Source organism: Pedobacter sp. AC379, assembly GCF_979258145.1.
This window is the reverse complement of the sequence record NZ_OZ409839.1, coordinates 1,015,818-1,042,548: the sequence shown is the minus strand read 5'-3', so window position 1 is coordinate 1,042,548 and position 26,731 is coordinate 1,015,818. Positions and strand designations below refer to the sequence as shown.

Genomic DNA, 26,731 nt, shown 5'->3' with positions numbered 1-26,731 from the left:
TATTTGCGCCATAAAAGAATAATATTTTTCAGGTTAAAATTTATTCCTAAAGCCATTAATTAGGCTGGATCGGTTTTTTTAAAGATCCGCATAATCCTTTGTCAATAAACCCGATAACAACGGCAGCCCCTGATTTTTCTTCGGGGCTAGATTGTATAGCAGGGAAATTTTGCCACAAACTACTGGCATACATTTCCCTAAAAGATAAAAAAATAATAATCTCGGTGTGGAATTTGTGTACGCTTCACATCATTACAGTACACACAAAGAAAAATAGATATGAAAAAGTTAATAGCATTTGCACTGGTTGCATTTTTAGGTTTATCATCAGCGATGGCTCAACAAGTAGATTTACGCAGAAAAATAAGCGTAAGCGGAACAGCTGAAACAGAAGTTACCCCAGATATTATTTACATCAGTATTTCCTTAAAAGAATATTTAAACGGAAAGAAAAAGGTAGAAATTACAGAATTAGAGAAACAATTGTTTGCAGCAGTACAAAAAGCAGGCATTGCAAAAGAAAACTTAACCATTAGCAATTTAAGCAGCTGGAACTACGCTACTGAGAAAAAGAAAAATCCTGATTTTTTAGCAAGCAAACAGTACCGTTTAAAAGTTAGCGATTTAAACAAATTCAATTCAATTTTAGAATCAATAGATGCCAAAGGAATTGCAAACACCAATATCGAAAGCTACGATTACTCTAAAATTGAAACGTTAAAAAAAGAGCTTAAAGTTAAGGCACTTTTATCAGCAAAAGAGAAAGCTGCTTACATGGTAGAGGCTTTAGGCGATAAATTAGGTGGTGTAATTGAAATACAGGATGGTGGAGACAATGTGATACAACCTGTTTACAGAAATTTTGCAATGAAAGCTGAAATGGCCGATGCAACAGAAGCACCAGAAATCGATTTCAAAAAAATTAAGCTGAATTTCACAGTAAATGCCATTTTCGAGATCAAATAAAAATTTTAACAGTTAAATTAATGCTTTTTTAAAACCTACCGGAACATTTTGGTAGGTTTTTTGTTAGGTAGAGGTTGAACACTAAAAAATTAGATATTATGAAAAAATTCATCTACACGTTAGCCTTGATTTTCGCTTTGGGAATTAGTTTTAATTCAGTTCAGGCGGCTGATAAACCTGCAAAAAACCCAACAGAATTAACTTCAGAACAAGCTGTAAAACTTGAAAAAATTAAAACCCGTGTTGAAGAAATCAGAGACATGGACAAATCGAACTTAACTAAAGCAGAACGTAAAGCATTACGTAGCGAGTTAAGAGAATTAAAAGGCCAGGCCCGTGCAGTTTCTGGAGGTGTTTACCTTTCAGTTGGTGCAATTATCATCATCATTTTATTATTGATCTTGATTTTATAATCAATACACAACACTCATCTATCTATAAAAACAAAAAAGCTTTGCACTACTGCAAAGCTTTTTTTATGAGGAATATCGTCATTGCTGTAATGATTTATCAATTAATCAATAATATCAAAACCTGTATATTTTACTAAAGCTTCAGGAATTTTAATACCATGCTCTGTTTGATAATTTTCTAAAATTGAAGCTACAATACGCGGTAAGGCCAACGCACTTCCATTTAATGAATGTGCAAGCTGTGCTTTTCCTTCTTTTCCTTTAAAACGCAATTTTAAACGGTTACTCTGGTAAGTTTCGAAATTAGATACAGAAGAAACTTCCAACCAACGCTCTTGCGCTGCGCTCCAAACTTCCATATCATAGGTCATGGCAGAAGTAAAGCCCATATCGCCACCGCATAAACGCAGCACACGGTAATGTAAACCAAGTTCTTTCAGTAAAGACTGAACATACAGACTCATATCTTCTAAAGTTTCATAAGATTTATCCGGATGGGTAATTTGAACCACTTCAACCTTATCAAACTGGTGTAATCTATTTAAACCACGCACATGCGCCCCATATGAACCTGCTTCTCTACGGAAACATGGTGTATAAGCGGTATTTTTAATCGGCAGATCCTCTTCCTTTACAATTACATCACGGTACAAATTGGTAACAGGAACTTCGGCTGTAGGAATTAAATATAAATCATCAACAGTTGAGTGGTACATCTGTCCCTCTTTATCTGGCAACTGGCCCGTACCAAAACCCGAAGCTGCATTAACCAAATGAGGTACCTGCATTTCTTTATAACCTGCAGCCGTAGCATGATCCAGGAAAAAATTGATTAATGCACGTTGTAACCGTGCTCCTTTTCCTTTATAAACCGGAAAACCTGCACCCGTGATTTTTACACCCAGTTCGAAATCAATAATATCGTACTTAGCGGCCAGTTCCCAATGTGGCAAAGCTTTGGTAGGCAATTGTGCGGGTTCACCATGGGTTAAAACAATTTCATTATCCTCGGCAGTAGAACCTTGTTTTACCAAATGATAAGGTAAATTAGGTAACTGAACAATTAAATTATGTTGGGCAGTTTCCAACTCGGTAAGTTTATCGCCAAGGCTTTTAATGCTTTCTTTATGAGAAGCAGTTTGTGCCTTAATCACTTCAGCTTCTTCTTTTTTACCTGTGCGCATTAAATCGCCAATCTGTTTGGCAGCTGCATTAGCCTCAGCAGAAATATTATCAAGCGAAGTTTGTGTAGAACGGCGGTCTTCATCAATTTTAATGATTTCATCTACCAGTTCTGGCTGTTTAAAATTACGCACACTTAAACGTTCTAAAACTTTCTCTCTATTTTCGCGGATATAGTTAACTTGCAGCATTATTTAATTTTTTAAGCAAAGATAGCAAGAGTTTGGAGTTTGGGGTAAGGAGTTTGGAAAAAACTGCAAACCATTAACTGTAAACTGCAAACTGAAATATGGATGGCAAACTATTTCTCGTACCAACGCCAATAGGCAATTTGGAGGATATGACCTTTAGGGCAATCCGTATATTAAAAGAATGTGATTTAATACTGGCTGAAGACACCCGTACCAGTGCGCCAATGCTTAAACATTTTGGTATTGATAAAAGAGTTTTCTCACATCATCAGCATAATGAGCATAAAGCAACTTCAGAAATCATTAAGTTTTTAAATGAAGGGCAAAAAATTGCCTTGATTTCTGATGCCGGAACACCTGCCATTTCTGATCCGGGTTTTTTCCTGGTACGCGAAGCCATAAAAAATGATATTGCTGTAGAGTGCCTGCCAGGAGCAACGGCCTTTGTGCCTGCTTTGGTTAATTCGGGCTTACCTGCTGATGCATTTTGTTTTGAAGGATTTTTACCTGTTAAGAAAGGAAGACAAACAAAATTTAAAAAACTGGCCGAAGAAGACCGTACCATTATACTTTACGAAAGTCCGCACCGCTTATTAAAAACTTTAGAAGAGTTTGCCCAATATCTGGGGGCAGATCGGCAGGCATCAGTAAGCAGGGAACTGACCAAGATGTTCGAGGAAACCGTTCGCGGTACTTTGGTAGAAATAAAATCACATTTTGAAAACAATACTTTAAAAGGAGAATTTGTAATTTGCATAGCGGGGAAACCCAATATTAAAAGCAAAAACAAATATGATGATGCTGAAGAATAGCATTTAAACATACCCACACAACAATTTAAAAAACATTATGATTAGCATAGATAGATTTCTGAGTGACGAACAAGACCCAAAAGCGGTTGAAAAAGTTATTGGAAAATTAAACGACCTTTTAACCACAGGAGAAGAACTTTTGTATTTGGCCGTACAAAAAAAACCTGCGGTAAATTTGTTGCCAGATAGCATTGCGATTTCTAATAAACGCATTTTTTACTGCGAACCTGGCAATTTAGGTTTGACCATGAACTTTAAAGATATTTCATGGAAAAGCATTAAAGAAGTATCATTTAAGGAAGAATTTTTTGGTTCTAAATTTATCTGTGTGCCACAACATGGCGAAAATATTGTAACCGAATTTATCCCAAAAGTACAGGCCCGCAAATTGCATCAGGCCGCAAATCAGCAATTGGAAGAATATAAAGAATTGCTCCGTCAACAAAAACTGGAAGAAAACCGTGCAACTTCTTCCCCGATTAATTTAAATGCCCAACCCATTTCCGAAATTCCTGCTTATGAGCCCACTCCTGAGCCAGAACAACCAGTAATTCAGATTGCTGAAGTTGTAGAAGAGCCTGAAGATGAAACCACATTAAAATTACGTAAGCTTAAAACGTTGTACGATAAACACCTGATTACCCAGGAAGAATACGAAGCTAAAAAGGCCAATATTTTAGATAGTTTGTAAACCAAATCCGTTATCCTGAATTTGTTTTAGATCTTAATAAGAGTTTATTTAAAAGATGCTGAAATAAATTCAGCATGACGGGCGTAAAACGGCGAAAAATAGCAAAAATGAACAAAAAACAAACTTACCTCCTCGCCCTCTTAAGTGCATTTTTACTTTGGCTCGCCTGGCCACCAATGCCATTTACCACACCCTTGCTGTTAATCGGTTTGGTACCATTATTTATTGCGCTAACTTCTATTTCGGGCAATCCGGAAAAAAAACAGGGAAAAAGGATTTTCTTAACAGCTGGCTTAACTTTTTTAGTTTGGAATACAGCATCAACTTACTGGGTTTATAATGCCATAAGTGCCTATAACGGACCTTTGGTAGCCATACCGGTTTCTTTAATTCCTTATGGTTTAGGTGCACTTTTAATGACTTTTGCTTTTTGGTTATATTACCGATTGGGCAAATACGTAAATAAAAAAATCGCTTACCTCGGTTTAATTGCCTTTTACATTGGTTTAGAATACCTTCAACAAACCTGGGATCTGGCTTTCCCCTGGATGACTCTAGGAAATGGCCTGGCGGGCATGCATCAGCTTGCCCAATGGTATGATTATACTGGCATTTATGGTGGTTCGTTATGGATTTTAGTGAGTAATATCCTGGCTTTTGAAGCTTATAAGAATTTTAAATCACAAAACGGTTATTTAAGGTTTAGAACCGCAGGAATTTGGGTTTCAGTGGTAATTATTCCCATCAGCATTTCATTAGCCAAATACTTTACGGCAGAACAAAAAGGGACGCCAAGTAATGTAGTAGTGGTGCAACCGAATATTGATCCTTATCAAAAGCTAGAGAATATTCCTCCTTTGGAGCAGGTTAAAATATTAACACAATTATCCGATTCGATCGGGCAAACCAACACCGAATATTTTATCTGGCCAGAAACGGCTATACCAAGTTACGACAATGAAGACCGGATCCGTGAAACTACAACTTTTGGTACCTTACAAAACTTCATGGGTAAATATAAAAACGGCACATTAATAACCGGGATAGAAAGCATTAAAATCTATCCGGATAAAAAAACACTTTCTGCGCGATACGATTCGCAGGCGAACCTTTACGTTGATCATTTCAATACGGCCATGCAGATTGAAAACTCTGCTGATGTTCAGTTTTACCATAAATCCAAGTTGGTACCTGGTGTAGAAAAAATGCCTTTCCCGAAAGTATTTTCATTTTTAGATGTTGTTTTTGCACAATTGGGCGGTGCTGTTGATGGGTGGGGATGGCAGGAAAAACCGGATGTGCTTTACGCACAAAGTGGAATTGGAGTTGCGCCGGTAATTTGCTATGAAAGCCTATGGGGTGATTGGATCGGCCAATCGGTTAAAGATGGTGCCCAATTTATTGCAGTGATAACCAACGATGCCTGGTGGGGAAATACCTCGGGCAAAGATCAGCACATGATGTACGCCAAACTCAGAGCCATAGAAACCCATCGCGATGTGGCCCGTTCTGCAAACACCGGAATTTCCTGTTTTATTAATCAACGTGGTGATATTACGCAGCGTACCAAATGGTGGACAAGAACGGCTATCAAAGGCAACGTGAACCTTAATGACGACATCACCTTTTATGTAAAAAGTGGCGATATAATTGCAAAAATATTTAGCGTTTTAGCCGTGATCTTAGCCTTGATTATTCCTTATAAAAAATGGGTAAAAAAATAACCCTTCAATAAACTTCAATTATAAAAACATGCAACATTTTAAAAGCCTTCGGTGGTCTGTTTTATTATTACTGCTAACGCTAAATTTTGGTTGCGATCAGATTTCAAAGAATATTGTACGAACCGAGATTTCAGATTATGAACACATCAGCATCATTAAAGACCGTTTTACACTCACAAAAGTAGAAAATAGTGGTGCTTTTTTAAGTTTAGGCGACAATATGCCTTATATCTTCAGAATTATAATATTAACAGGTTTACCATTGCTATTTTTAGCTTACGGATTGTATTTTTTATTCGCTAAACCAAACCTTCCTGCAACTATGCAAATTGCGATCTGCTTTTTAATTGGTGGTGGTATCGGAAATCTTTACGATCGGATTGTACATGGCTCAGTTACGGATTTTATGCACCTGGATTTATACCTTTTTCAAACAGGCGTGTTCAATTTTGCCGATATTTCGATCATGATCGGTGTAGGTATATTACTTTTTCAATCTTTTAGAAGTAATAGGCTAAAACAACAAATAGATTAGGATAGGAAGAAAGATTAATGCTAGCTAATTAAAAATATAAAAAAGTATGTTCTAAACATACACATTTGTATTTTTTGTATTATATTTATTCATGTAATACTCAATTACAGCATCTTACGATCTAAACTAAAAACCTAAACTATGAAAAACTTATTAACAAAAACTGTGCTGATTGCTTTGTTATCAGTAATAGCGATTTCGTGCTCTAAGAAAAATGAGATGCCGACTGAACCGGAAAATGAAACCACTCAGAACCAAAAAGTTATTGCTTACATCAAAAATCTTGGATTTACAGATACCCAGATTGTAGAAAATGGCGATAATTATGTTGTAGATGGCGATATCGTATTCAGTAAAAACATGGAAGTTCCTGCTGATAATGGGAAACCGATAACCGAACAATATTATAATGGAAATATTGTAACCAATAGTATTAATATACGCGTTAAGGTCGACCCTTCGATCAACAGCATGATCAGCGAAATCAATTCTGCAATTAACCAATGGAATACGGTACCTAATTCTAAACTTAAATTTGTGATTACTACAGGTACTGTTTATGATATTCTAATTAAAGTAGATAATACCATTGGAGGTTCTACCTGCGGACAGGCCTATTTATCTACATCTAACGGCAAAGCTGGCAATACGGTTTGGATTAACAAGAACCTGATCCAAAACAACTCTTTTGCACAACGTACGAGAACCATAACACATGAATTTGGACATACCATTTCATTTAGGCACACCAACCAATCTACAACGATTAATGTTCCAGGGGTTGGAGGAACCGATGCATTATCATTAATGAACGGTGGGCAATGTGGAAGTGGCGCAACTGTGTTATCTACAAAGGATAAACAGGCTACCGCAGTATTGTACCCTTTATAATTAAAAATCAGATAAATAACCAAAAAAGATCGTAATGCAATGGAAGCTGTTTCTTTGGAGCAGCTTCTTTTTTTAAAACGCTTATTTAGTATGAAATAAGATATGTTTTAACACAAGGATTTCTTAACAAAGAATTGCTACCATTAAACAAACATATTTTTATCTTTAGGTGTTAAACAATCTAAAAATAAAATCCCATCATGAAAAGAAATGCAACAGCCGTATGGCAAGGTTCTATTAAAGAAGGTAATGGCAATATTACTACCCAAAGCACTACATTAAACAACACACAATATTCTTTTAATTCTCGTTTTGCAGAGGGTGTTGGCACCAATCCTGAAGAATTAATTGCTGCTGCACATGCAGGCTGTTTTACGATGAAATTATCTGCAAACTTAACCGAAGCAGGATTTACAGCTGATAAATTAGAAACAAAATGCGAAATCAACCTTGATCCATCAAAAGGTGAAATTGTAGAATCGCATTTAACTTTAACGGCTTCTGTACCTAACCTAACACAAGAAAAATTTGATGAACTGGTTGCTGATGCAGAAAAAAACTGCCCGATCTCTAAATTATTAAATACAACGATTACTGTTGATGCTACTTTAGCATAAATAAATTTTAAACCTCGCAGGTTTTAAAAAGCATGCGAGGTTTATCATTATGAAAAAATAATATAAGCTGGCGATTTTCTATAAACAGTTTCCCGGTTTTCAGTTCACAGCTTAATCAAACCTAATAATTAGGCCGTTAAATAACTTAAGCCATATATTTACCTACTATTGGCATTCTTCTGCCCATACCAAATGCTTTTGGCGATACCCTTAAAATAGGTGGGGTTTGATAACGTTTAAATTCAGCGATATTGACCATCTTTAAAATGCGCTTAACTAATTCTGCATCATAACCCTGGGCTATAATGGCTTTCGAGCCTTGCTTTTTTTCGATATGCTGGTACAATATTTTATCTAAAATTTCATACTCAGGAAGCGAATCAGAGTCTTTTTGATCAGGTCTTAACTCCGCTGATGGCGGTTTAACAATCGTATTAACCGGAATAATTTCTCTTTCTTTATTGATGTATTTTGCCAACTCAAAAACCTGCATTTTATATACATCGCCAATTACCCCTATCGCACCACACATATCGCCGTATAAAGTACCATAACCTACCGCACACTCGCTTTTATTGGAGGTGTTTAATAAAATATAACCAAATTTGTTGCTCATGGCCATATTGATAATTCCCCGGATACGGGCCTGGATGTTTTCTTCTGTAAGGTTAAAAGGCATGCCTTTAAAAGCTGGTGCCAATATCTGATCAAAAGCTTCAGCTGCATCTTTAATAGGCACAATTTCGTGCATGCAACCAATATTATTTACAAGATCCAGGGCATCTTGTACAGAGTGGTCAGAAGAATATTTTGATGGCATTAAAACCGTCATCACATTCTCAGGCCCCAATGCCCTGCAAGCTAATGCACAAACCACAGCCGAATCTATCCCGCCAGACAGACCCAAAACGGCTTTACTGAAACCAGATTTTCTAAAATAATCGCTGATTCCTAAAATCAGTGCATCATGAATCTGCTCAATATCCGTCATTCTTTCCAGTTGAGGATATTTGTTTCGTACATTTTCAACTTCTTCCAAATCAAAAACCTGAAGATCCTCTTCAAAATATTTCATTTCGGCTTTCATTGTTCCATCTGCATCGAAAACCATCGATCCACCATCGAAAATAATTTCAGTTTGTGCGCCAACCTGGTTTACATAAAATACCGGAAGTTTATACTTTTTCGCATTATCCGCCAATACCTGTATCCGTTCATCATCGTGTGTATAAGAAAAAGGCGATGCTGCAATATTGATCATCACATCTGGCTGCTCTTTAATCAGCTCATCCATCGGATTGGATACATACAATGGGTTATCATTTATGTTCCATAAGTCTTCACAAATGGTTAGCGCAATCTTTTTCCCTTTAAAATCAATACAGCTAAATTGGGTGGCGGGCTCGAAATAACGGTATTCATCAAAAACATCGTAAGTTGGTAAAAGTGCCTTTCTAACCACCGCTTTAATTTCTCCTGCCTCAATAAAATAGGCCGCATTAAACAAATCCTTACCTTGTAATACCTCGTTTTTAATCGGCAAACCAACAATGCAAGCAATATCCGTGCAATGTTTGGCTATTTCCTCAACAGCGGTTTCGCAATGGATTATAAACTCATCAAATTCTAAAAAATCTCTTGGTGGGTACCCACAGATAGCCAGCTCAGCAAAAACAACAAGATCAGCACCTTTATTTTTCGCCAATTGAATATTTTCAGTTATTTTTTGGGTATTATGCTCAAAGTTTCCAATGTGATAATTGAGTTGTGCCAGTGCTATTTTCATTTTGCTTATCTAGTTTATGTTATAAAGAGATTGTATCAGTCGGCATATGTGTTTCCTCCGATTAGAAGAAAACACCGAAATTAAGTGCCAGGTAGTGATTTTTAACATTCCTGCCTTTATCCGATACAATATTAGTAAAGCCGTTATTAAAAGTTAAACCAGCTACAATACTGGTATTGCCAGAGATATCAAATTCACCACCACCACCAATAATTAATCCGGCGCGATAAAGTTTGATATTATCTGATACATTTTGATTATCGCCAACAGTAGTACCGCCGGTTACAGCATCTTGTTTAGCACTGATATTAATAGAATTAGACAAACCAAACTGACCGTACCAACGCTTACCATCGGCCTTTACCGTTTTTAATTTAACAGTTAAGGGTAGATCTACATATTGTAATTTATACTTTAAATCGTAAGCTTTTGGGGCAGTACTGGTACCGCCTGCATAATATGGCAAAACATTAGCCTCCGTGCTTTTACCGTTAATTGAAGTAATGGTTAACGCAGTAGAAAAACTATAATTTGGTGCAAAGTTAAAATCGCCGATCAATCCATAAGAGAAACCCAATGCTAAACCGTCGGTTTTTCCTTGTTCAGGTTTAATCCATCCAAAAGTTGGCGTAGCGGTTAAGCCCAACCTAAAACCATAGCTGGTTAAAGGAGAATTTTGCGCCCAGGCACCAATAGTTAATAGAGATAAAATTAAAATGGTCGATATTCTTTTCATGCTATAGCTGATTATATATATTTGTTCTACATGATGTATAACGTAAAACACTGGCAAATTTATCTAATTTTTCTTTTTGCCATCACATTTATTTCCTGCAAGCAAAACAACAGGCCAGATGTTAGTAATATACAGGTAAATATCAAAATAGAACGATTTGATAACGAGCTATTTACAGGTAAAAACAAAAATATTATTGATGTAGATAAGCAGTTGAACATGAAATATGGTGTATTTTATGACGACTTTATTCATAGAATCCTCGATAGCAAATATTCAAATACCGAATCGTTGGCCAATTTGTACCACGATCAGGCCTATACGGATTTAAGCAAAGAAGTTGACAGCGTTTTTCCAAATTTAAAGGCTCAGGAAGAAGGACTAAATGAAACTTTTAAATACATCAAATATTACTATCCAAAAGCGAAAATTCCTAGATTTATTTCCTTTGCTTCGGGTTTTGCTTATCAGATGCCTGTGGGCGATAATTACCTGGGTATCGGTTTAGACATGTTTCTTGGCAAAGACAGCAAATTTTACAGGGCCATTGTGCAAAGTGTTCCATTATACCTTTCAAGAAGATTTGCTCCCGAATATATTGTACCACGCGTGGCAGAAACCTTTGCACACGAAGAACTTTTTGCCGAACCTGATGAAAACAGGACCCTGCTTTCTAAAATGATTTTTCAGGGAAAGATTTTATACTTTTTAGACCAGGTTTTACCTGAAAACACGAGCGACTCTACAAAAATTGGATACACTCAGCAACAATTGGATTGGGCACAAAATTTTGAGGGTGATATTTGGGCATATTTTTTGGAGAACAATTATTTATATGAAACGGATTACCAAAAGATTCAGGTATTCTTATCAGAAGGTCCATTTACTCCAGGTTTAGGAGAGAATAGAGATTCGGCACCAAAATTGGGTGTTTGGACGGGTTGGCAAATTGTTAGAAAATATATGAAAGCACATCCTGATGTTACTTTACAAAAATTAATGGCCGATCAGGATGCGCAAAAAATTTTAACACAATCGAAATACAAACCTAAACAACAGAAGTAACTGCATTTTTTAATAGTTCATTTATGTACGCAGGTTAAATACAATTTCACAATCAAGCAGTTTTTAAACAATTATCCCAAAGTAAATCTATGAAAGTTGGCATTGTATTATCAGGCGGAGGCATAAGGGGAATAGCGCATTTAGGTGTTTTAAAAGCTTTTAGCAATTTAGGCATCACCTTTAGTCACATTAGCGGAACCAGTGCCGGAGCAATTGCAGGAGCATTTTTTGCAGCAGGTATAGATCCGGAAGAAGGTTTGAGCATTTTCTTAAAAACAAAATTATGGCGTTTTGTTAGACCTGCAGTAGGCTCTTTGGGTTTGATTAACATAGAAAACACTTCATTAATTTTAAAAGAATATTTTCCCGACAATACAATTGAAAAGTTAAAAATACCTTTAACCATTGCGGCAGTAAACTTTAGCGAAGGCCGATTGGTTTATTTTACCAAAGGCCCGTTAATTAGGGCTATTCATGCTTCGAGCTGCATCCCAGGTATATTTAAACCCATTATGATTGATGGGCAGATGTATGTAGACGGCGGCATTTTAAATAATTTTCCTGTAGAACCTCTAATGGAAGATTGTGATTTCATTATTGGATCATCTTGTAATCACCTCAAACCTGTTGATAAAATTACCGGCATAACCAATTTAATGGGACGCGCCGGTATCATGTCAATCAACCACGACATGGAAAGAAAAGCGAAATTTTGCAATGTTTTAATTGAACCAAAAGGTTTGGGTGCCATTAGTACCTTCGATATGAAACGTGCTGAAGATATTTATTGGCTAGCCCATGAAGAAGCTTTAATTACGATCAAAAACAGCCCGGTTATCTCTGATTTAATAACGAAATAAACATCCAGATATTTATTTCATTATCGGATAAAATATAGTATTTATAATACACATATATTTATATTTGTTACAAAAATATAAAGTGTAGAATATACACTTATGCAATAAAAATATTACAATTCTCTTGGTGTTGATGTAATATTATTCTATTTTAGGATTATACTTTGCAAATGCAGAGCCAATCATCCTAAATTCTATCTATGTTTTTCAACCTTATTATTCTTTTCCAAAAAAGAAGAATTCCTGTTTTTACGATTTTCTAACTTGAGTTTCAGACCGAAAAAGATCATTAATTTTTACCTAAAAACCTAAACCATGAAATTCTTAAAATCAAACAAAACGCTTTTAACTGCATTAGCGTTAACCACAGTATTATTTGCCTGTAAAAAAGAGAAACCAACAGAAATAACAGACTTAGATAAACCAGAAATAACAGCTGTTAATCCACTTGGTGATATCAAAATCTGTACAGAAAGATCTTTGGATGGTACTACTCCAAGGGGTGCTGTTTTAAAATCTACAAAATGGGCACCAGGAACCACAATTAAAGTAAGTTTAAACGGAAGCACAGCGGCAATCCGTGCCAAAGTAATTCAGTTTGCAAAACAGTGGGAAACTTATGCCAATATAAAATTCAACTTTGTAACCAATGATAACACTGCCAAAATTAGGGTAAGTTTTGTTAGTGGTGATGGATCTTGGTCTTACATCGGTAAATCGACTCCAAGCACCGGTGCCACCATGAATTACGGTTGGTTAACCGCAACTACAGCAGATTCGGAGTATAGCCGTGTGGTAATTCACGAATTTGGCCATGCTTTAGGCTTAATCCATGAGCACCAACACCCATTGGTAGCCATCCCTTGGGATAAACCAGCAGTTTACGCTTATTATGCTGCCGCACCGAATTATTGGAGCCAGGCTGATGTTGATAACAACCTATTTGCCAAATACAGCACAACACAAACCAACTATAGTGCTTACGACAAAAGTTCGATTATGCATTACTCGGTTCCAAACGAATTAACCATTGGTGATTTCGAAGTGGGATGGAATACCGTATTATCACCAACTGATAAGTCATTTATCGCTACAGTATATCCATTTTAAAAAATAATTAATACACATAGTGGTTTAAATCACCACTATGTGTATTTTGCTTGTATAAACTGAAAAAAATATGTCTATCGCTTTGCGAAACTTTTCTTTAAAACCATTTTTTGCCTGCTTAATTCTTATCCTCTCTTACCAGGTTTCGTTTGCACAAGATGTGTTGCATAAATGGGAAGTAAAGCCATATGTTGGCATAGAACAGGCCAGGTTCGATTGGTCTATTGCAGGAAATACTGCCGGAACCAATCCGAATATATTGTCGGAGTTGATTTGGAAAAATCTTAAAGGACCAGGTTTTGGCTTAAATGTAAAATACCTCATCACCAATAGGCTAAGCGTTAAGGTAAACAACCAATATAGTAATATTACCAAAGGTGATGCAGAAGATACCGATTATGCAGATGATAACAGGCAAAATGCATTCTATTTCGACCTGCTAAATGCTAATAAAGGATACTTGTACAATGCTGATTTACAATTTAGCTACCAGCTTTTAACATTTGGGCAATTTAACATTAAACCGATTATTGGTGTATCGTACAATCAGCAAAAATTTTATCTTTTGGAAAGCGCAAACAATCCAGACAGCAAAGGTTTAAATTCTACTTATCAGGCACAATATAAAGGTTTTGATTTTGGCTCTGAGTTTATTTTTAAAACACAAAAATTCAGTATCGGCGCAACAATTTTAGCTGGATTTTATAATTATTCGGCAAAAGCCAACTGGAATTTAATTCCTGACTTTGCAAAACCCATAAGCTTTACGCATAAGGCAAATTCCTTCGCACTAGGTGGAAATGTAAATCTTTCTGTCCCTCTAAATAAAAGTTTAGGTTTGCATCTCGACTATCAATTAAATAATATTAAAACTTATTCTGGCGTAGATAAAGCCTATTTTAATACGCAACCTACTGAAGAAACCCAATTTAACGGCGCAAATTTTAGAAAAAATGCGGTTTTGCTCGGCTTAAACTTTAGCTTTTAGGCCCGATTCTGGTGCTTTTCATGCTTTAAGGCCACTAAACGTGCTCCATCTAAAACAGGTATTGCTTTGCAAAGATTTAACTGCAAACAGAAAACCACGTCTTCTTCAATATTCAATTGGGCTAAACGATGGCTATGCGAAGATTTATGCAGGTATTTTCGTAAATCTGTTTTTGCAAGTGAATATAAATCTTCAGCAGCTACACTAGAATCATCGAAATGTTCAAAATTCTGTCGCAGTTTACTCACTACCGCTCCGGCAAAAAGAGTATCTTCTAAATTAAACTGATCTTTCCATCCGGCACACAGTAAAAGCACATTTTTATCCTGGCTTTTCAGGTAATCGCAAAGTGCATCAAGATTTAAGAATGAGCCAATAATTACCTGGTAAGCTCTTTTCTGTGCCAAATGCAACGCTTTTGTACCATTTGTAGTTGTTAAAACAACAGTTTTTCCGCCTACTTTTTCTTTGGTGTATGAAAAAGGTGAGTTTCCGAAATCATACCCTTCTACTACTTCACCATTTCGTTCTGCAGCCAATAAAAATCCACTGTTGCTATACGTTAAGCAATCTTCCACGTTGGCAACAGGAATAATGGCCTCAGCTTCGTTATCTATTCCATAAGTGATGGATGATGTAGCCCTTAAAATATCGATAACCACCACAATACTTTCCTCGATATCATATAAATCGATCAAGGCTGGTGTTAAACAAACTTCTATTTTTTTTGACATTTGACGAGATATGAGGTGTGAGATATGGGATATGAGATTTTAGCGGTCAAACCGTCTCAAATCTCATATCTATTGTCTCAAATCTTATTTATAAAAAGGAAACTTAACTACTTTAGCCTTAATTGGCGTATTACGGATTAAAATAAAAACTTCAGTTCCTTCTTTAGTAAATTCTTTAGCGATATAACCCATACCTATTGCTTTTTGCAATGAAGGGGCCTGCGTACCTGAAGTTACTTTACCAATAATATTTCCTTCAGCATCAGCAATTTGATAATCATGACGTGGAATACCGCGATCGATCATTTCAAAGCCAACTAATTTCTTTTGAATACCCGCTTCTTTTTGTGCCAGTAACGCCTCAGAATTGGTAAAGGTTTTAGAAAATTTGGTAATCCAGCCTAAACCTGCTTCAATTGGCGAAGTGGTATCATCAATATCATTTCCGTATAAACAGAAACCCATTTCTAAACGTAAAGTATCGCGGGCACCTAAACCGATTGGCTGAATATTGTATGGTGCACCAGCTTTAAAAATGGCATCCCAGATTTGATCAGCATATTGATTTTCAAAATAAATCTCGAAACCACCAGCTCCAGTATAACCTGTTGCAGAAATCACCACGTTATCTATACCAGCAAAAGTACCTTTTACGAAAGTGTAATATTCCATTGAAGCCAGATTTACATCAGTTAAGCTCTGTAAGGCATCTGCAGCTTTCGGCCCCTGAATAGCCAAAAGGGAGGTTTGATCGGAAATATTATGCATTTCTACACCTTTCGAATTAAACTGTTGAATCCAGTTCCAATCTTTTTCGATGTTTGAGGCATTCACCACCAACATATAGGTTTTATCGTCTATTTTATAAACCAGAAGATCATCTACAATACCGCCATCTTTATTTGGCAGGCAGGAGTATTGAACCTTGCCATCATATAATTTAGAAGCATCATTACTGGTTACACGTTGAATAAGATCCAGTGCATTTTCACCTTTAAGGATAAATTCGCCCATGTGGCTTACATCAAAAACACCTACACCACTACGAACAGTTGCATGCTCGGCATTAATACCTTCGTAAGTAACAGGCATATTGTAACCTGCAAATGGAACCATTTTAGCGCCTAAAGCGATGTGTTTTTCTGTTAATGCGGTGTTTTTCATCCGTAAGTTTATTTTTTTATGATAATGAAGCTATTTGATCTATATTATTTAACGCATTAGGCTTTGAATAAAGGTTTTCCAGCCTAATCTTTCTGGGTGGCAAAACTACTAAGAAAAAGACAAAATTTTGAGGTTAATTTTAAGGAGATTTTTAGCATAATTCTTCTCGTAATCGTGATGCTCAACCTATTTCAGCATCCATTTACGAAATTTCCAGAGTTGACAACTTTTCTTTCTAAATGCATAGAAAATTGTCAACTCTTATTATAGCTATGCGCTCACCAATTCTTCGTAAATCTTTAGCATTTTACTGGAGATTAAATGAACACCGTGGTCATTTTCTACTGTTTTCCGTGCATTTTCACCAATTTCCATCCAGCGTTTTGGATTGATGATACACTGTAATATTGACCGGTAAAATTCATCTGCAGAATCTGCAATCAAAATATCGTGACCATGCCTGCAATTAATACCCTCTGCCGCTGTAGTGGTAGCAATAATGCATTTTTTCATGGCCATACCTTCAATAATTTTTACCCGCATGCCGGTTCCTGAAATTAAAGGGACAATCATAATGGCTTTAGAGTTCATAAATTCTACGGCATCAAACACCTCTCCTTCTACAATAAGGTTTTCGGAATCGTATTCGAAGAAATGTTTTTGCATGTTTTTCCCTGCAATATAAAAGCGGAGATCTTTATTTAATTTCTCTATATCGGGCCATATATCATCCAAAAACCATTCTAAACCTTCCTGATTCGGACGCCAATCCATAGCCCCCAAATGAAAAAGTGTTGGAAAACTGGTTTTACTTTTATCTACTTTGTATTTTTCTAAATCTATGGCAACAGGAAAAACTGTCATGGGCACTTCGCAGCCAAACATCAGTATACTTTGGCGGTCGGGCTCAGAAATGGCAAAAATTTGGTGAAAACGGTTAATTTGATCAGTTTCATACGCTTTTAACCTTTGTGCCAAAAAGGCGAGGTACTTTCGGCGTATTAGAAACTTTTCTGAATGTGAAAGTCGCTCCCAGAGTGTAAATTCGATATTATGCGCACGGTAAATTAACTTCGCATTGCTATTTGCCTTTACTACATCTAAATAGGGAACAACAAAAAGACCTTCAAACTGGATAATATCAAATGCATTTTCGCGCAGGAGATTTTCTAACTGACGGGCGGCATCTTCGCTGTAATACCTGGAAACATTATAAGATTCGTTAGTGAAAATATTAAAAAATGCCGACCATACGTTTACTTCGGTATCTAAATCGTAGGTATGGTATTTAATCTGTTCAAAAATAGGATCATAGATATCTTCCATATCTATTTTTCCTTTTGTTGGGTTAAGGCTAAACAAAGTAATATCCGCACCAAGTTGCAGCAAGCCTTTTATGGTATTGTAAACCACAATGGGATAACCACTATTTGGCGGAAAGGGAACCCGCTTAGTAATCAACAGAATTTTCACAATGTTGTGAAAATACGAAAATTTAGGCGTTTTTTGAAAACAGTTCCAATTGGGGATCGCTCACGTTAAAAGTTTTGCGGTGAAAAGGCGATAAGCCGATTTCTATCACGGCTCTGCGGTGTGCTATTGTTGGGTATCCTTTATTCTGCTGCCAATTGTAATGCGGATAATCAATATGCAGATTAGTCATATATTCATCCCTGTGTGTTTTGGCCAATATAGATGCCGCAGCGATATTTAAATATTTCCCATCGCCCTTAACAATACAACTATGTGGAATTTGGGGATAGGTTTTAAAACGGTTGCCATCTATTACCAGGTATTTTGGTTGGGTATGCAATTTTTCTATCGCCCTGTGCATAGCCAGAAATGAAGCATTTAGAATATTAATCTGGTCAATTTCTTCGTGATCGCATGAGGCTACAGCCCAGGCCAGAGCTTCTTTTTCAATAATTGGCCGTAACAGGTCTCTCTGCTCATGAGATAATTGTTTCGAATCATTTAATCCTTCCAACACAAAGCCTTTTGGTAAAATTACCGCAGCTGCAAAAACAGGCCCTGCAAGGCAACCTCTTCCAGCTTCATCACACCCGGCCTCTAATAATTCTTCCTGATAGCAGTTTAACAACATGTTGCAAATTTACTGAAATAGAGATACTAAGAAAATTATTTTGTTCAACATGTTTTAAACATTAATTTTAGGCAAATACCAGCTCTGAAATAGTTTATGAAATACAACGAAACCCTCGCCCTGCGTGTTGCCGAACGTTTAATGCACCTATCCGATGTAGCGGAAAAAGAAATGTTTAGTGGCCTCGTTTTTATGGTGAATGGCAAAATGTGCATTGGCGTTTCTAAAGAAAGTATGATGGTGAGGCTTGATCCCAATATTTTAGAAAATTTATCCGAGAAAGACGGCTGGCAGCAGATGGTTATGGGCGATAGACCAATGAAAGGTTATGTTTCGGTATCGGAAGATGTGCTGGTTCGCAATGATGAACTCGATTTTTGGGTAAACCTTGCATTATCCTTTAATCCATTGGCGAAAGCTTCAAAAAAGAAATAAAGCAGCTAACCTGTAAATAAGGCCGAAACTGGCAAATCCATATTTTTTGATTAATTTTATCTTTCTAATCAAATTTTATGAAAAAAGGAGCTGCTGTAGCGGTATTTCTGCTATCTATTTCACTTACTCTTCTGGCTCAGGTTAAAAGATCCACCACGCAAACTTCAGATATTAAAGAAACAAATACACAACAATTAAAAACAGCTGCACCTGAAGGGCATTACTGTGATTATTGCAAATTAAATTACCCTGAATCGCATTTTCCATGTATCATGAAATCCATCAAAGGCAAACTGGATGTAATAACCGGAGAGATAAGTTTTGCAGCCGGGCAACCCATAGGTGGTATTGTGGTTAAAGGTGGTAAAAATGCCAGAGGGAATGCAATAAACCTGGTTACCAATCAAAACGGAGAAATAGAATTTAACAATGAAACTTCAGGAAATTATAAATTTATCATTACTGTTCCTTCAACCAACCCAAACTCAAGGGTAGCGGGTTCGCCAATTGGTGGTATCATTGTGAAAGGTGGGAAAAATCCGGGTGGCAGTTTAATTACGGTTATTACGAATGAAAATGGCGAAATAGAACTCAATAATCTTTCTGTCGGAAACTATAAATTCACCGCTCTTGGTGCTACGGAAACAGAGAAAAGTAATCCTTTATACAAATCCAGTCATTCGGATAAGGCCAACCCTTTATATCAGAAGTAAATTCGTTAAATTTACGTTACATTCCATTTTTGGCACCATTATGGAATCTTTCAAGTTTGTGCATCTTTAAATTGTTACACATTTAAAACACACATTATGAAACGTTTAAATTTAATATTGAGCCTTGCCTTTCTCTTGCTTGGGTTTCAATCTTTTGCCCAAACCAATAAAGAAACTACAGTCAGAATTGTAGCCGACAAAAATTATACTTTTATTGCCAACTCAGCCATGCCGATGTCTAATAACGATATTAGCAAAATATTAACGATGATGCCTGGCGGACAAGGGGGCGCAACCATTAACCTATCGGGATCACAATACGATGTACGGGTGACTAAAGATAGTGTTGTGGCATATTTACCTTATTACGGACGATCTTATACTGCGCCGATAGATCCGAGCCAGGGAGGGATTAAATTCACATCAAAAGATTTTACCTACACAGAATCGAAAAATAAAAAAGGATCTTATACCATCCAGATCAATACCAAGGATGTAAAAAGAGAAAACTATCGCTTTACCATCAATATTTCTACCAATGGTTATGCTTCATTAACAGCAAGTAGCGTTAATAAACAACCGATTATTTTTAACGGCTATTTAGACGAACCGAAGAAAAAGGATTAATATGTAATTCGTCATTGCTGAGAAGGAACGACGAAGCAATCTTTCATGCTGGCGAGCCCTGCTATAAAGATTGCTTCGCCGGCTGAAAAAGCCTTTCTCGCAATGACGATTTCACTTACTTCTTCACCAACTCAATTTGAAAAATATGTGGCCACTTCTTACCTGCCACGAAAAGTCTTTTGGTTGCTTTATCGTAAGCAATGCCGTTTAAAACATTATTCGCTTTTTCATCTTCAGTTTTAAAGTAATCGGCGGGCAACAATCCTGATAAATCAATCTTGCTTTCTACAGCACCTGTTTCTGGATTGATAATCAGAATTTCGTTTGTTGTATATACGTTTGCATAAATTTTGCCATCAATAATTTCCAATTCGTTCAAGTTTTGAATGGCACCTTTATTGTCGAAAACATCAATTGATCCAATTTTCTGATAAGAATCTTTATCCAGAAAAAATATTGTGTTCGAACCATCAGTATTGTATACTTTTTGACCATCGAAAGCCAAACCCCAACCTTCTCTGCCAGTGGTATAAGAAAATTCAGACAGTTTTTTAAAAGTTGTCTTATCGTAAACGAAACCAACTTTTTCGCGGTAAGTTAACTGAATAATCTTATTGCCGATTACCGTTATTCCTTCGCCAAAATATTGTTTATCTAAATCTGCTTTCTGTAAGATTTTCCCGGTGGAAGGTTCTACTTTACGTAAGCTCGAATGGCCGTAATCTCCTGCACTTTCATAAAAAAATCCGTCATGATATTCAAGGCCTTCTACATAAGAAGCTGTATCGTGAGGCAAGGTTTTAATTACCTTATAACTGTATTCAGTAGGTGCCTGAGCAGCTAAAACATTAATGTTTGAGGTTAAATCTTCTGATTTTCCTTCGCCGAATATTTTTGCTGTGATTAAGTGATTTCCTAATTTTAAACCTGCAGTTTTTAGTTTAATGGCTGAAGTATCAGTTTTCGAAAGTACTTTAACGGTATCGATTAAATAAACAACAGAATCTACCTTTTGCTCGGCTCCAAATTGTACTTTAACATCAAATTCATTACCTGATGCCACATTAAGGCCGGTCATAGGTGAAACAAAGCTTCTGTAGGTTGTGGTAGAACTGTCTTTACAAGAACTTACAAAGGCAAGTGCAATTCCGATAAATAAGAAATTTTTGATTGGGTTAATCTTCAGGCCAAAACGCATCTTCAATATGTTTTAAATTATAATTTTTATTTTTCGTAAATGTAATCGCAATAATGTCAAAACGGACATCATTTTGATGATTCATGATTTCAATATAGGCATTCGCTGCCAATTCCATCTGAATTTGCTTCGCTTTTTGTACAAATTCTTCCGGATCGCCAAAGGCTACAGAACTTCGGGTTTTTACTTCCACAAAGATCATGATTCCGTTTTTATATACAATCAGGTCAACTTCTGCTTTTCCGTGCGTCCAGTTTTCATCTAAAATTTCATAACCTTCAACTTCCAGATATTGCTTGGCAATTCGTTCTCCCTCTTTCCCTAAATCATTGTGTAATGCCATAAATGATTAAAACTGGATTTTGATTAAAAATTTCTATAGAAATGATACTAGTTTCTTAACTTAAATTGATCCTCATGATGAATTTATTTTATTAGCAGTTTTTATTGTTTTAAAGGTCTAATAACGACTTTGTGGTCAGCATCTTCCTGCTATAAAGACCCTAAAATAAATTCAAGGTAACGATACTATTATTTAATGCATGAAGTTATGTTATCTATAAAACTAAGCGATCATTTCTATTAAATGATAATCAACTCTAATTTATTTTACAATTACAGAACCCAAAAACTTTGAAATTTCCCTTTCTACGCCCTTAATCACCCCGTAACGCTGCATCAAAATCATTTGATTGTCCTCATTTTTTTCATCTTTAATTTCCTTCAACAGATTCATCAATATTTTTTCAACTTTTCGTTTTTTAAGGTGAAAAATGCCGCCTAAAATCGTAGCTTTTAAATTCATTGATTCATCTTTTACATAAATGAGATGCTTGTTTAACCAATTTTCACTTAAGGCATATTCTGAAGTCGATAGTGTAATGGCGAGATCGGCAATGTCTCTATCTTCGTGTTTTACAAAATGGTTGGAAGTAGGCAAACGTCCATTGTCGATTTCTGTTTTATAGTAATCAATAATTCTTTTACACAGCGGATCATCGAATTCTACGTCGCTCAGATTCTGCATAATAAAAGAACCAATGTACATGTCATCAATCTTATCCCAATTTACAAACTCGTGTCCGAAAGCCAGTAATAACCTCACAATTTCTTTTTCCTGATGTTCGTTTTCCTCTACAGGTGGCTCTTGCCCCATCGGGCCTGCGCTATCATCCCATAAATCATCTGGCGGACCAAGCGGCTCGGGCGGACCTGAAGAATATGGCTTTGAACTTGCAGAAGAATTTGATCTCTGGTTGTTATCAAAACTTTTTTTAAGCTTAGCCGAACGCATTTTATTGAGCTCACTTAATAGAATGTGTTCATCAATTTCGAGCAAACTGCTACACTCACGGATAAAAACAGATGCTTTAATAGGATCGGGAATTTTCGCAATACTTTCTACAATATCACGGATAATACCAGCACGTTTAATGGGATCGTTACCAGCGTCTTTTAGTAGTACATTGGCTTTGTATAAAATAAAGTCTTTTCTGTTCTGCTCAAGATAGGTTTTAAAAGCTCCTGCTCCCACATGGTGCATATAAGAATCCGGATCGTGACCATCGGGGAAGGAAACGATTTTCACATTAAGGCCTTCTTCCAAAATCATATCCAAACCTCGGAGTGAGGCTTTTATACCTGCTGCATCACCATCGAATAAAATGGTAATGTTCTGTGTAAAACGCCCGATCAGTTTAATCTGCTCTACTGTTAACGAAGTACCCGAAGATGCTACCACGTTTTCTATCCCGGCCTGATGAACGGAAAGCACATCGGCGTATCCTTCTGCCAGGTAACAGTTATCTAAATCGCGAATGGCTTTTTTAGCATGGAATAAACCATAAAGCACATTCGATTTATGGTAAATTTCACTTTCCGGGGAGTTTACATATTTAGGAACATTTTTATCTGTTTTTAATGTTCTACCACCAAAACCGATAATCCTGCCTGTAAAGTTGTGGATTGGGAACATCACACGGCCACGGAAGCGATCGTAAATTTTACCGTTATCATTTTTAATTGATAATCCGGTAGCTTCTAAAAATTCTAATTTATGGCCTGCGTTGATCGCGCTTTGCGTCATGGCATCCCAAACATCGGGTGAGTAACCTACCTCGAATTTCTTTAGGATGTCTTCTCTAAAGCCACGCTCTTTAAAATAGCTGAGGCCAATGCCTTTGCCTTCGTCTGTTTCCCAAAGTTGTTTCACAAAAAATGCAGCTGCGTATTGTGAAACAACGTAAAGACTTTCTTTGGCACTTTGTGCTTCGGCATCCTGAGGACTTAATTCAGCTTCCTCAACTTCAATATTGTATTTATTGGCTAAAAACTTAAGTGCTTCCGGATATGAATATTTTTCATGATCCATTATAAAGCGCACTGAATCTCCACCTTTGCCACAACCAAAACATTTGTAAATGCCTTTGGTTACGGATACGTGAAAGGATGGTGTTTTTTCGCCATGGAAAGGGCAATTGCCAATTAAACTGGTTCCGCGTTTTTTTAAGTGCACAAAATCCCCTACTACCTCCTCAATACGGGCGGTATCCATTATCTTATCTATCGTTTCGCGGTTTATCATATACGCACAGCGCTTTCCTCTTCTTTTTTTACCACAAAGATAACAGAGAAAAAACACAAAGAACACAGAGAAAAGTTTCTTTGTGTTCTTTGCGAAATACTTTGCGCGCTTTGCGGTTTAAAATGTTCTACTTCACTAAAGGCAATAACTCATCGGCAACCAATTTATTGCCAGTTTCGTTTAAGTGTACCCTATCAACGGTTAAAACACCTTTTTCTTTATCTTCAGGATTATTTTTTGCTTCGTATTCGGTAAAAATCTTTCTTAAATCGCATACCGGAAGATTGTTTTTTGCAGCCAGTTCTCTAATCCCGGCAGCATATTTATTTAAATCGGCATCCAATTCATTTGTACCATCTTTTTTCTCTCCTACTACAGAAGGTGTTACCAATACTACTTTGCTTCCTACGCCCTGAATTTTATTGATCAACGCCTGGTAAAACTTTAAATATTTATCGTAATCAGTTCCTGTATGAGAAGATTGCTTGTGCCAAACATCATTAATACCCACATAAATTACCACTAAATCAGGTTTTTTATTCAACACATCATCTTCTAAACGGAGGTATAAATCGTATACTTTGTTACCGCCTATCCCTGCACCAATTACATTGTATTTAGTAGAATCTAACGCTTGTTTGATCAGGGTTACATATCCTTTTTTTGAAACTCCTTGCTGGGTAATCGAATCGCCGAAAAAGATAATCCGTTTTGGTTTAAATGTCATTGAGGTTAATGCAATTAGGCAAAAGCTTAGTAAAATACTTGTTTTTAATAGTGTTTTCATCTTTTTATAATTGGTTAGGGTTATTTATTGTCGGTCTTTTTAAAATCCAGGTCTTGGAAATCGAAACTAAAATCGGTTAGTGGCGAAATTGCTTCTATTTTAAATCCATTTGCTATGGCATTGTTATCTAAACTGAAATTAACAAAAGCATCTGCATCCAAACTTCTATCGTACCATTTTACGATGTAGGTATTTCCTTTATAATAAGTCATGTCGCCTTTTAATTTTGGAGCATTTTTAGCCTTGAAATGCATTTTACCATTTACTTCACTAATGGTAACATCGCCAAACCAGGCATCGTGGAAAGTGCCGTAGTAATTTTTAGCATCAGGTTTAGAGGTAGATAGTTTTTGTTGTGCGGCAATATCATTCCACACTTTGCTCACCATTTCATCAGCCTGTTTTTCATTCCTTAACCGGTTATCGTTATAGGTTTTAATTCTATCCTGTGCTTTAATGCCTAAATAACCATCTTTAATTGAATTTGTGATGGCGTTAAATGCAGCACCAGATTGTTGATTGGTTAATACGATAATCCCCAATTTCATTTCTGGCAAAATGGTTACCTGAGTTACAATACCCGATAAGCCACCAGTATGCGTTGCCTGAAAATTACCATTAACGTTACTCAAAAACCAGCCTAAACCATAGCTGCTAAAAGTAGCCGGATTACCACCTGCTATAATGGTTTGAGGGGTCCAAAGCTCTTTGGCTACAGCAGCACTGAATAATTTCTTATCTAATGTTTCTCCGTATTTACCACCGTTAATCATTGCCGTTACCCATTTGCTCATATCGGTAACGTTAGAATAAATGCCTCCTGCTGCATTGGCAATTTCGCCAAAACTAAGGCCTACCGGAAGCAATTTACCCTGGTACGGTGCATGGCCATCAATTACATTCGATTTATCTTTTAAGCGGTACCAAGAGGCTGCAGTTTTTGTCATGCCGAGAGGCTTAATAATTCTGCTTTCTATAAAATCCTCATAAGTACTACCCGAAACCCTTGCCACCACATCACCTGCAACAATATACATAAGGTTGTCGTAATCATATTTTGTGCGGAAAGATGAAACGGGCTTTAAATAACGGAGGTTATGGATTAACTGTTTCTTATCAACTGTTGAAGAATCTGGCCAGATCATTAAATCACCTGCACCCAAACCTAAACCACTGCGGTGTGTAAGCAGATCGCGAATGGTAAATTCGCTGGTAACATAGGCATCATACATTTTAAATTCCGGAATTACATCCGTTACTTTTGTATCCCAGGTAATTTTCTTTTCATCAACCAACATACCCAAGGCAGCCGCTGTAAAAGCTTTTGTATTTGAGGCCACGCCGAAAAGGGTATTTTCATCTACCTTTTTATTGGTTTTGATAGAACTTACCCCGTAACCTTTGAGGTGAATGATTTTACCATCTTTGATAACAGAAACTGCAATTCCAGGTACGTTAAAAGTAGTTAATGTTTTTTCTACAACACTATCAATCTGCTTGGAGGTAAGTACCTGGGCTTGCACCTGGATACCTAAAAACAGTAAAATAGCAAGCGATATTTTGAATTTTAATAAGGAAAAAAGTTGCATTTGTATCAGTTTTAATAATCGGTTAAAGATAATAAGCTGCGTTCGAATAATATTTAACTATGAAGATTAATTTTTATCTCCTCACCTCAACACCATTCGTTATGCTGAATTTATTTTACAACTAAATTGCGTGTTTTAAGTTATCTGGCAGCTATTACGTGCCAGGCAGCTTTCCTGCAAAACAGCGCCTAAAATAAATTAGCTTCTGCGAACTCGCGAAGGTTCAGTT

27 protein-coding genes are annotated in these 26,731 nt (G+C 36.5%); 15 read left to right on the top strand and 12 right to left on the bottom strand.

What is annotated here, in order from left to right; all coding sequences use genetic code 11:
• The first annotated feature begins 279 nt into the window (after positions 1–279).
• Positions 280–966, top strand: coding sequence for an SIMPL domain-containing protein (locus ACZZZW_RS04630; RefSeq protein WP_463492432.1), 687 nt, complete (start codon positions 280–282; stop codon positions 964–966).
• A 98-nt stretch (positions 967–1,064) separates the two neighbouring features.
• On the top strand, positions 1,065–1,379 hold the full coding sequence (locus ACZZZW_RS04625; RefSeq protein WP_463492431.1) for a hypothetical protein: 315 nt from the start codon (positions 1,065–1,067) through the stop codon (positions 1,377–1,379).
• A 101-nt stretch (positions 1,380–1,480) separates the two neighbouring features.
• Here ACZZZW_RS04625 and serS read toward each other — a convergent pair whose 3' ends face one another.
• Entirely contained in the window at positions 1,481–2,752 is a 1,272-nt protein-coding gene (gene serS, locus ACZZZW_RS04620) for a serine--tRNA ligase (RefSeq protein ID WP_463492430.1), read from the bottom strand.
• 98 nt (positions 2,753–2,850) lie between these two features.
• Here serS and rsmI point away from each other — a divergent pair, with 98 nt between their 5' ends.
• The 6 genes from rsmI to ACZZZW_RS04590 all read left to right on the top strand — a co-directional run bounded on the left by rsmI (position 2,851) and on the right by ACZZZW_RS04590 (position 8,022).
• Entirely contained in the window at positions 2,851–3,564 is a 714-nt protein-coding gene (gene rsmI / locus ACZZZW_RS04615; protein ID WP_055908553.1) for a 16S rRNA (cytidine(1402)-2'-O)-methyltransferase, read from the top strand.
• 37 nt (positions 3,565–3,601) lie between these two features.
• A complete protein-coding gene (locus ACZZZW_RS04610; protein ID WP_463492429.1) occupies positions 3,602–4,255 on the top strand; it encodes a PH domain-containing protein in 654 nt (217 codons plus the stop codon).
• Positions 4,256–4,362: 107 nt separating this feature from the next.
• Positions 4,363–5,979 carry an apolipoprotein N-acyltransferase gene (lnt, locus tag ACZZZW_RS04605; protein WP_463492428.1) on the top strand — a complete coding sequence of 539 codons (1,617 nt, stop codon included), beginning with the start codon at positions 4,363–4,365 and terminating at the stop codon, positions 5,977–5,979.
• 28 nt (positions 5,980–6,007) lie between these two features.
• Entirely contained in the window at positions 6,008–6,514 is a 507-nt protein-coding gene (gene lspA, locus ACZZZW_RS04600; protein ID WP_463492427.1) for a signal peptidase II, read from the top strand.
• A 141-nt stretch (positions 6,515–6,655) separates the two neighbouring features.
• Positions 6,656–7,405 (top strand): M57 family metalloprotease, encoded by a 750-nt coding sequence (locus ACZZZW_RS04595; RefSeq protein ID WP_463492426.1) that lies wholly within the window; start codon positions 6,656–6,658, stop codon positions 7,403–7,405.
• A 200-nt stretch (positions 7,406–7,605) separates the two neighbouring features.
• The gene (locus ACZZZW_RS04590) at positions 7,606–8,022 is read left to right on the top strand and encodes an OsmC family protein (RefSeq protein WP_086548955.1); all 417 of its coding nucleotides are present in this window, start codon (positions 7,606–7,608) and stop codon (positions 8,020–8,022) included.
• Positions 8,023–8,167: 145 nt separating this feature from the next.
• On the opposite strand, the gene ACZZZW_RS04585 is transcribed toward ACZZZW_RS04590, so the two are convergent.
• Positions 8,168–9,808, bottom strand: coding sequence for an NAD+ synthase (locus tag ACZZZW_RS04585; RefSeq protein WP_463492425.1), 1,641 nt, complete (start codon positions 9,806–9,808; stop codon positions 8,168–8,170).
• A gap of 61 nt (positions 9,809–9,869) precedes the next feature.
• Positions 9,870–10,544, bottom strand: coding sequence for a porin family protein (locus ACZZZW_RS04580; protein WP_463492424.1), 675 nt, complete (start codon positions 10,542–10,544; stop codon positions 9,870–9,872).
• A 30-nt stretch (positions 10,545–10,574) separates the two neighbouring features.
• On the opposite strand from ACZZZW_RS04580, the gene gldB reads away from it, so the two are divergent.
• The 4 genes from gldB (at position 10,575) to ACZZZW_RS04560 (ending at position 14,567) form a co-directional block, all read left to right on the top strand.
• Positions 10,575–11,609, top strand: coding sequence for a gliding motility lipoprotein GldB (gldB, locus tag ACZZZW_RS04575; protein ID WP_463492423.1), 1,035 nt, complete (start codon positions 10,575–10,577; stop codon positions 11,607–11,609).
• An 89-nt stretch (positions 11,610–11,698) separates the two neighbouring features.
• Positions 11,699–12,469, top strand: coding sequence for a patatin-like phospholipase family protein (locus ACZZZW_RS04570; RefSeq protein WP_463492422.1), 771 nt, complete (start codon positions 11,699–11,701; stop codon positions 12,467–12,469).
• Between the two features lie 315 nt (positions 12,470–12,784).
• Entirely contained in the window at positions 12,785–13,579 is a 795-nt protein-coding gene (locus ACZZZW_RS04565; protein WP_463492421.1) for a M12 family metallopeptidase, read from the top strand.
• Positions 13,580–13,649: 70 nt separating this feature from the next.
• Entirely contained in the window at positions 13,650–14,567 is a 918-nt protein-coding gene (locus ACZZZW_RS04560; protein ID WP_463492420.1) for a hypothetical protein, read from the top strand.
• On the opposite strand, the gene ACZZZW_RS04555 is transcribed toward ACZZZW_RS04560, so the two are convergent.
• From ACZZZW_RS04555 to ACZZZW_RS04540, 4 genes are all read right to left on the bottom strand, one after another.
• Positions 14,564–15,301, bottom strand: coding sequence for a 2-phosphosulfolactate phosphatase (locus ACZZZW_RS04555; RefSeq protein WP_463492419.1), 738 nt, complete (start codon positions 15,299–15,301; stop codon positions 14,564–14,566). The two genes, ACZZZW_RS04560 and ACZZZW_RS04555, sit on opposite strands and share 4 nt — an antisense overlap.
• Before the next feature lie 84 nt (positions 15,302–15,385).
• Positions 15,386–16,465 (bottom strand): glycine cleavage system aminomethyltransferase GcvT, encoded by a 1,080-nt coding sequence (gene gcvT / locus ACZZZW_RS04550; RefSeq protein WP_463492418.1) that lies wholly within the window; start codon positions 16,463–16,465, stop codon positions 15,386–15,388.
• Positions 16,466–16,735: 270 nt separating this feature from the next.
• The gene (locus ACZZZW_RS04545) at positions 16,736–17,938 is read right to left on the bottom strand and encodes a glycosyltransferase family 4 protein (protein WP_055908593.1); all 1,203 of its coding nucleotides are present in this window, start codon (positions 17,936–17,938) and stop codon (positions 16,736–16,738) included.
• Positions 17,939–17,960: 22 nt separating this feature from the next.
• A complete protein-coding gene (locus ACZZZW_RS04540) occupies positions 17,961–18,569 on the bottom strand; it encodes a ribonuclease HII (RefSeq protein ID WP_463492417.1) in 609 nt (202 codons plus the stop codon).
• Between the two features lie 96 nt (positions 18,570–18,665).
• Here ACZZZW_RS04540 and ACZZZW_RS04535 point away from each other — a divergent pair, with 96 nt between their 5' ends.
• The 3 genes from ACZZZW_RS04535 to ACZZZW_RS04525 all read left to right on the top strand — a co-directional run bounded on the left by ACZZZW_RS04535 (position 18,666) and on the right by ACZZZW_RS04525 (position 20,344).
• Positions 18,666–19,004 (top strand): TfoX/Sxy family protein, encoded by a 339-nt coding sequence (locus ACZZZW_RS04535; RefSeq protein WP_463492416.1) that lies wholly within the window; start codon positions 18,666–18,668, stop codon positions 19,002–19,004.
• Positions 19,005–19,081: 77 nt separating this feature from the next.
• Positions 19,082–19,717 carry a hypothetical protein gene (locus ACZZZW_RS04530; protein WP_463492415.1) on the top strand — a complete coding sequence of 212 codons (636 nt, stop codon included), beginning with the start codon at positions 19,082–19,084 and terminating at the stop codon, positions 19,715–19,717.
• A 96-nt stretch (positions 19,718–19,813) separates the two neighbouring features.
• Positions 19,814–20,344: a DUF4251 domain-containing protein gene (locus ACZZZW_RS04525; RefSeq protein ID WP_463492414.1), complete on the top strand. Its 531-nt coding sequence runs from the start codon at positions 19,814–19,816 to the stop codon at positions 20,342–20,344.
• Positions 20,345–20,459: 115 nt separating this feature from the next.
• Here ACZZZW_RS04525 and ACZZZW_RS04520 read toward each other — a convergent pair whose 3' ends face one another.
• The 5 genes from ACZZZW_RS04520 to ACZZZW_RS04500 all read right to left on the bottom strand — a co-directional run bounded on the left by ACZZZW_RS04520 (position 20,460) and on the right by ACZZZW_RS04500 (position 26,502).
• On the bottom strand, positions 20,460–21,542 hold the full coding sequence (locus tag ACZZZW_RS04520) for a glutaminyl-peptide cyclotransferase (RefSeq protein ID WP_463492413.1): 1,083 nt from the start codon (positions 21,540–21,542) through the stop codon (positions 20,460–20,462).
• Entirely contained in the window at positions 21,520–21,885 is a 366-nt protein-coding gene (locus ACZZZW_RS04515; RefSeq protein WP_463492412.1) for a YraN family protein, read from the bottom strand. Before ACZZZW_RS04515 ends, ACZZZW_RS04520 begins: the two co-directional genes overlap by 23 nt.
• Before the next feature lie 261 nt (positions 21,886–22,146).
• Positions 22,147–24,126 (bottom strand): DNA primase, encoded by a 1,980-nt coding sequence (dnaG, locus tag ACZZZW_RS04510; protein WP_463492411.1) that lies wholly within the window; start codon positions 24,124–24,126, stop codon positions 22,147–22,149.
• 127 nt (positions 24,127–24,253) lie between these two features.
• On the bottom strand, positions 24,254–24,913 hold the full coding sequence (locus ACZZZW_RS04505; protein ID WP_463492410.1) for an SGNH/GDSL hydrolase family protein: 660 nt from the start codon (positions 24,911–24,913) through the stop codon (positions 24,254–24,256).
• Between the two features lie 20 nt (positions 24,914–24,933).
• Complete coding sequence (locus ACZZZW_RS04500) at positions 24,934–26,502, bottom strand: serine hydrolase (RefSeq protein WP_463492409.1); 1,569 nt, start codon at positions 26,500–26,502, stop codon at positions 24,934–24,936.
• Between the last annotated feature and the right edge of the window lie 229 nt (positions 26,503–26,731).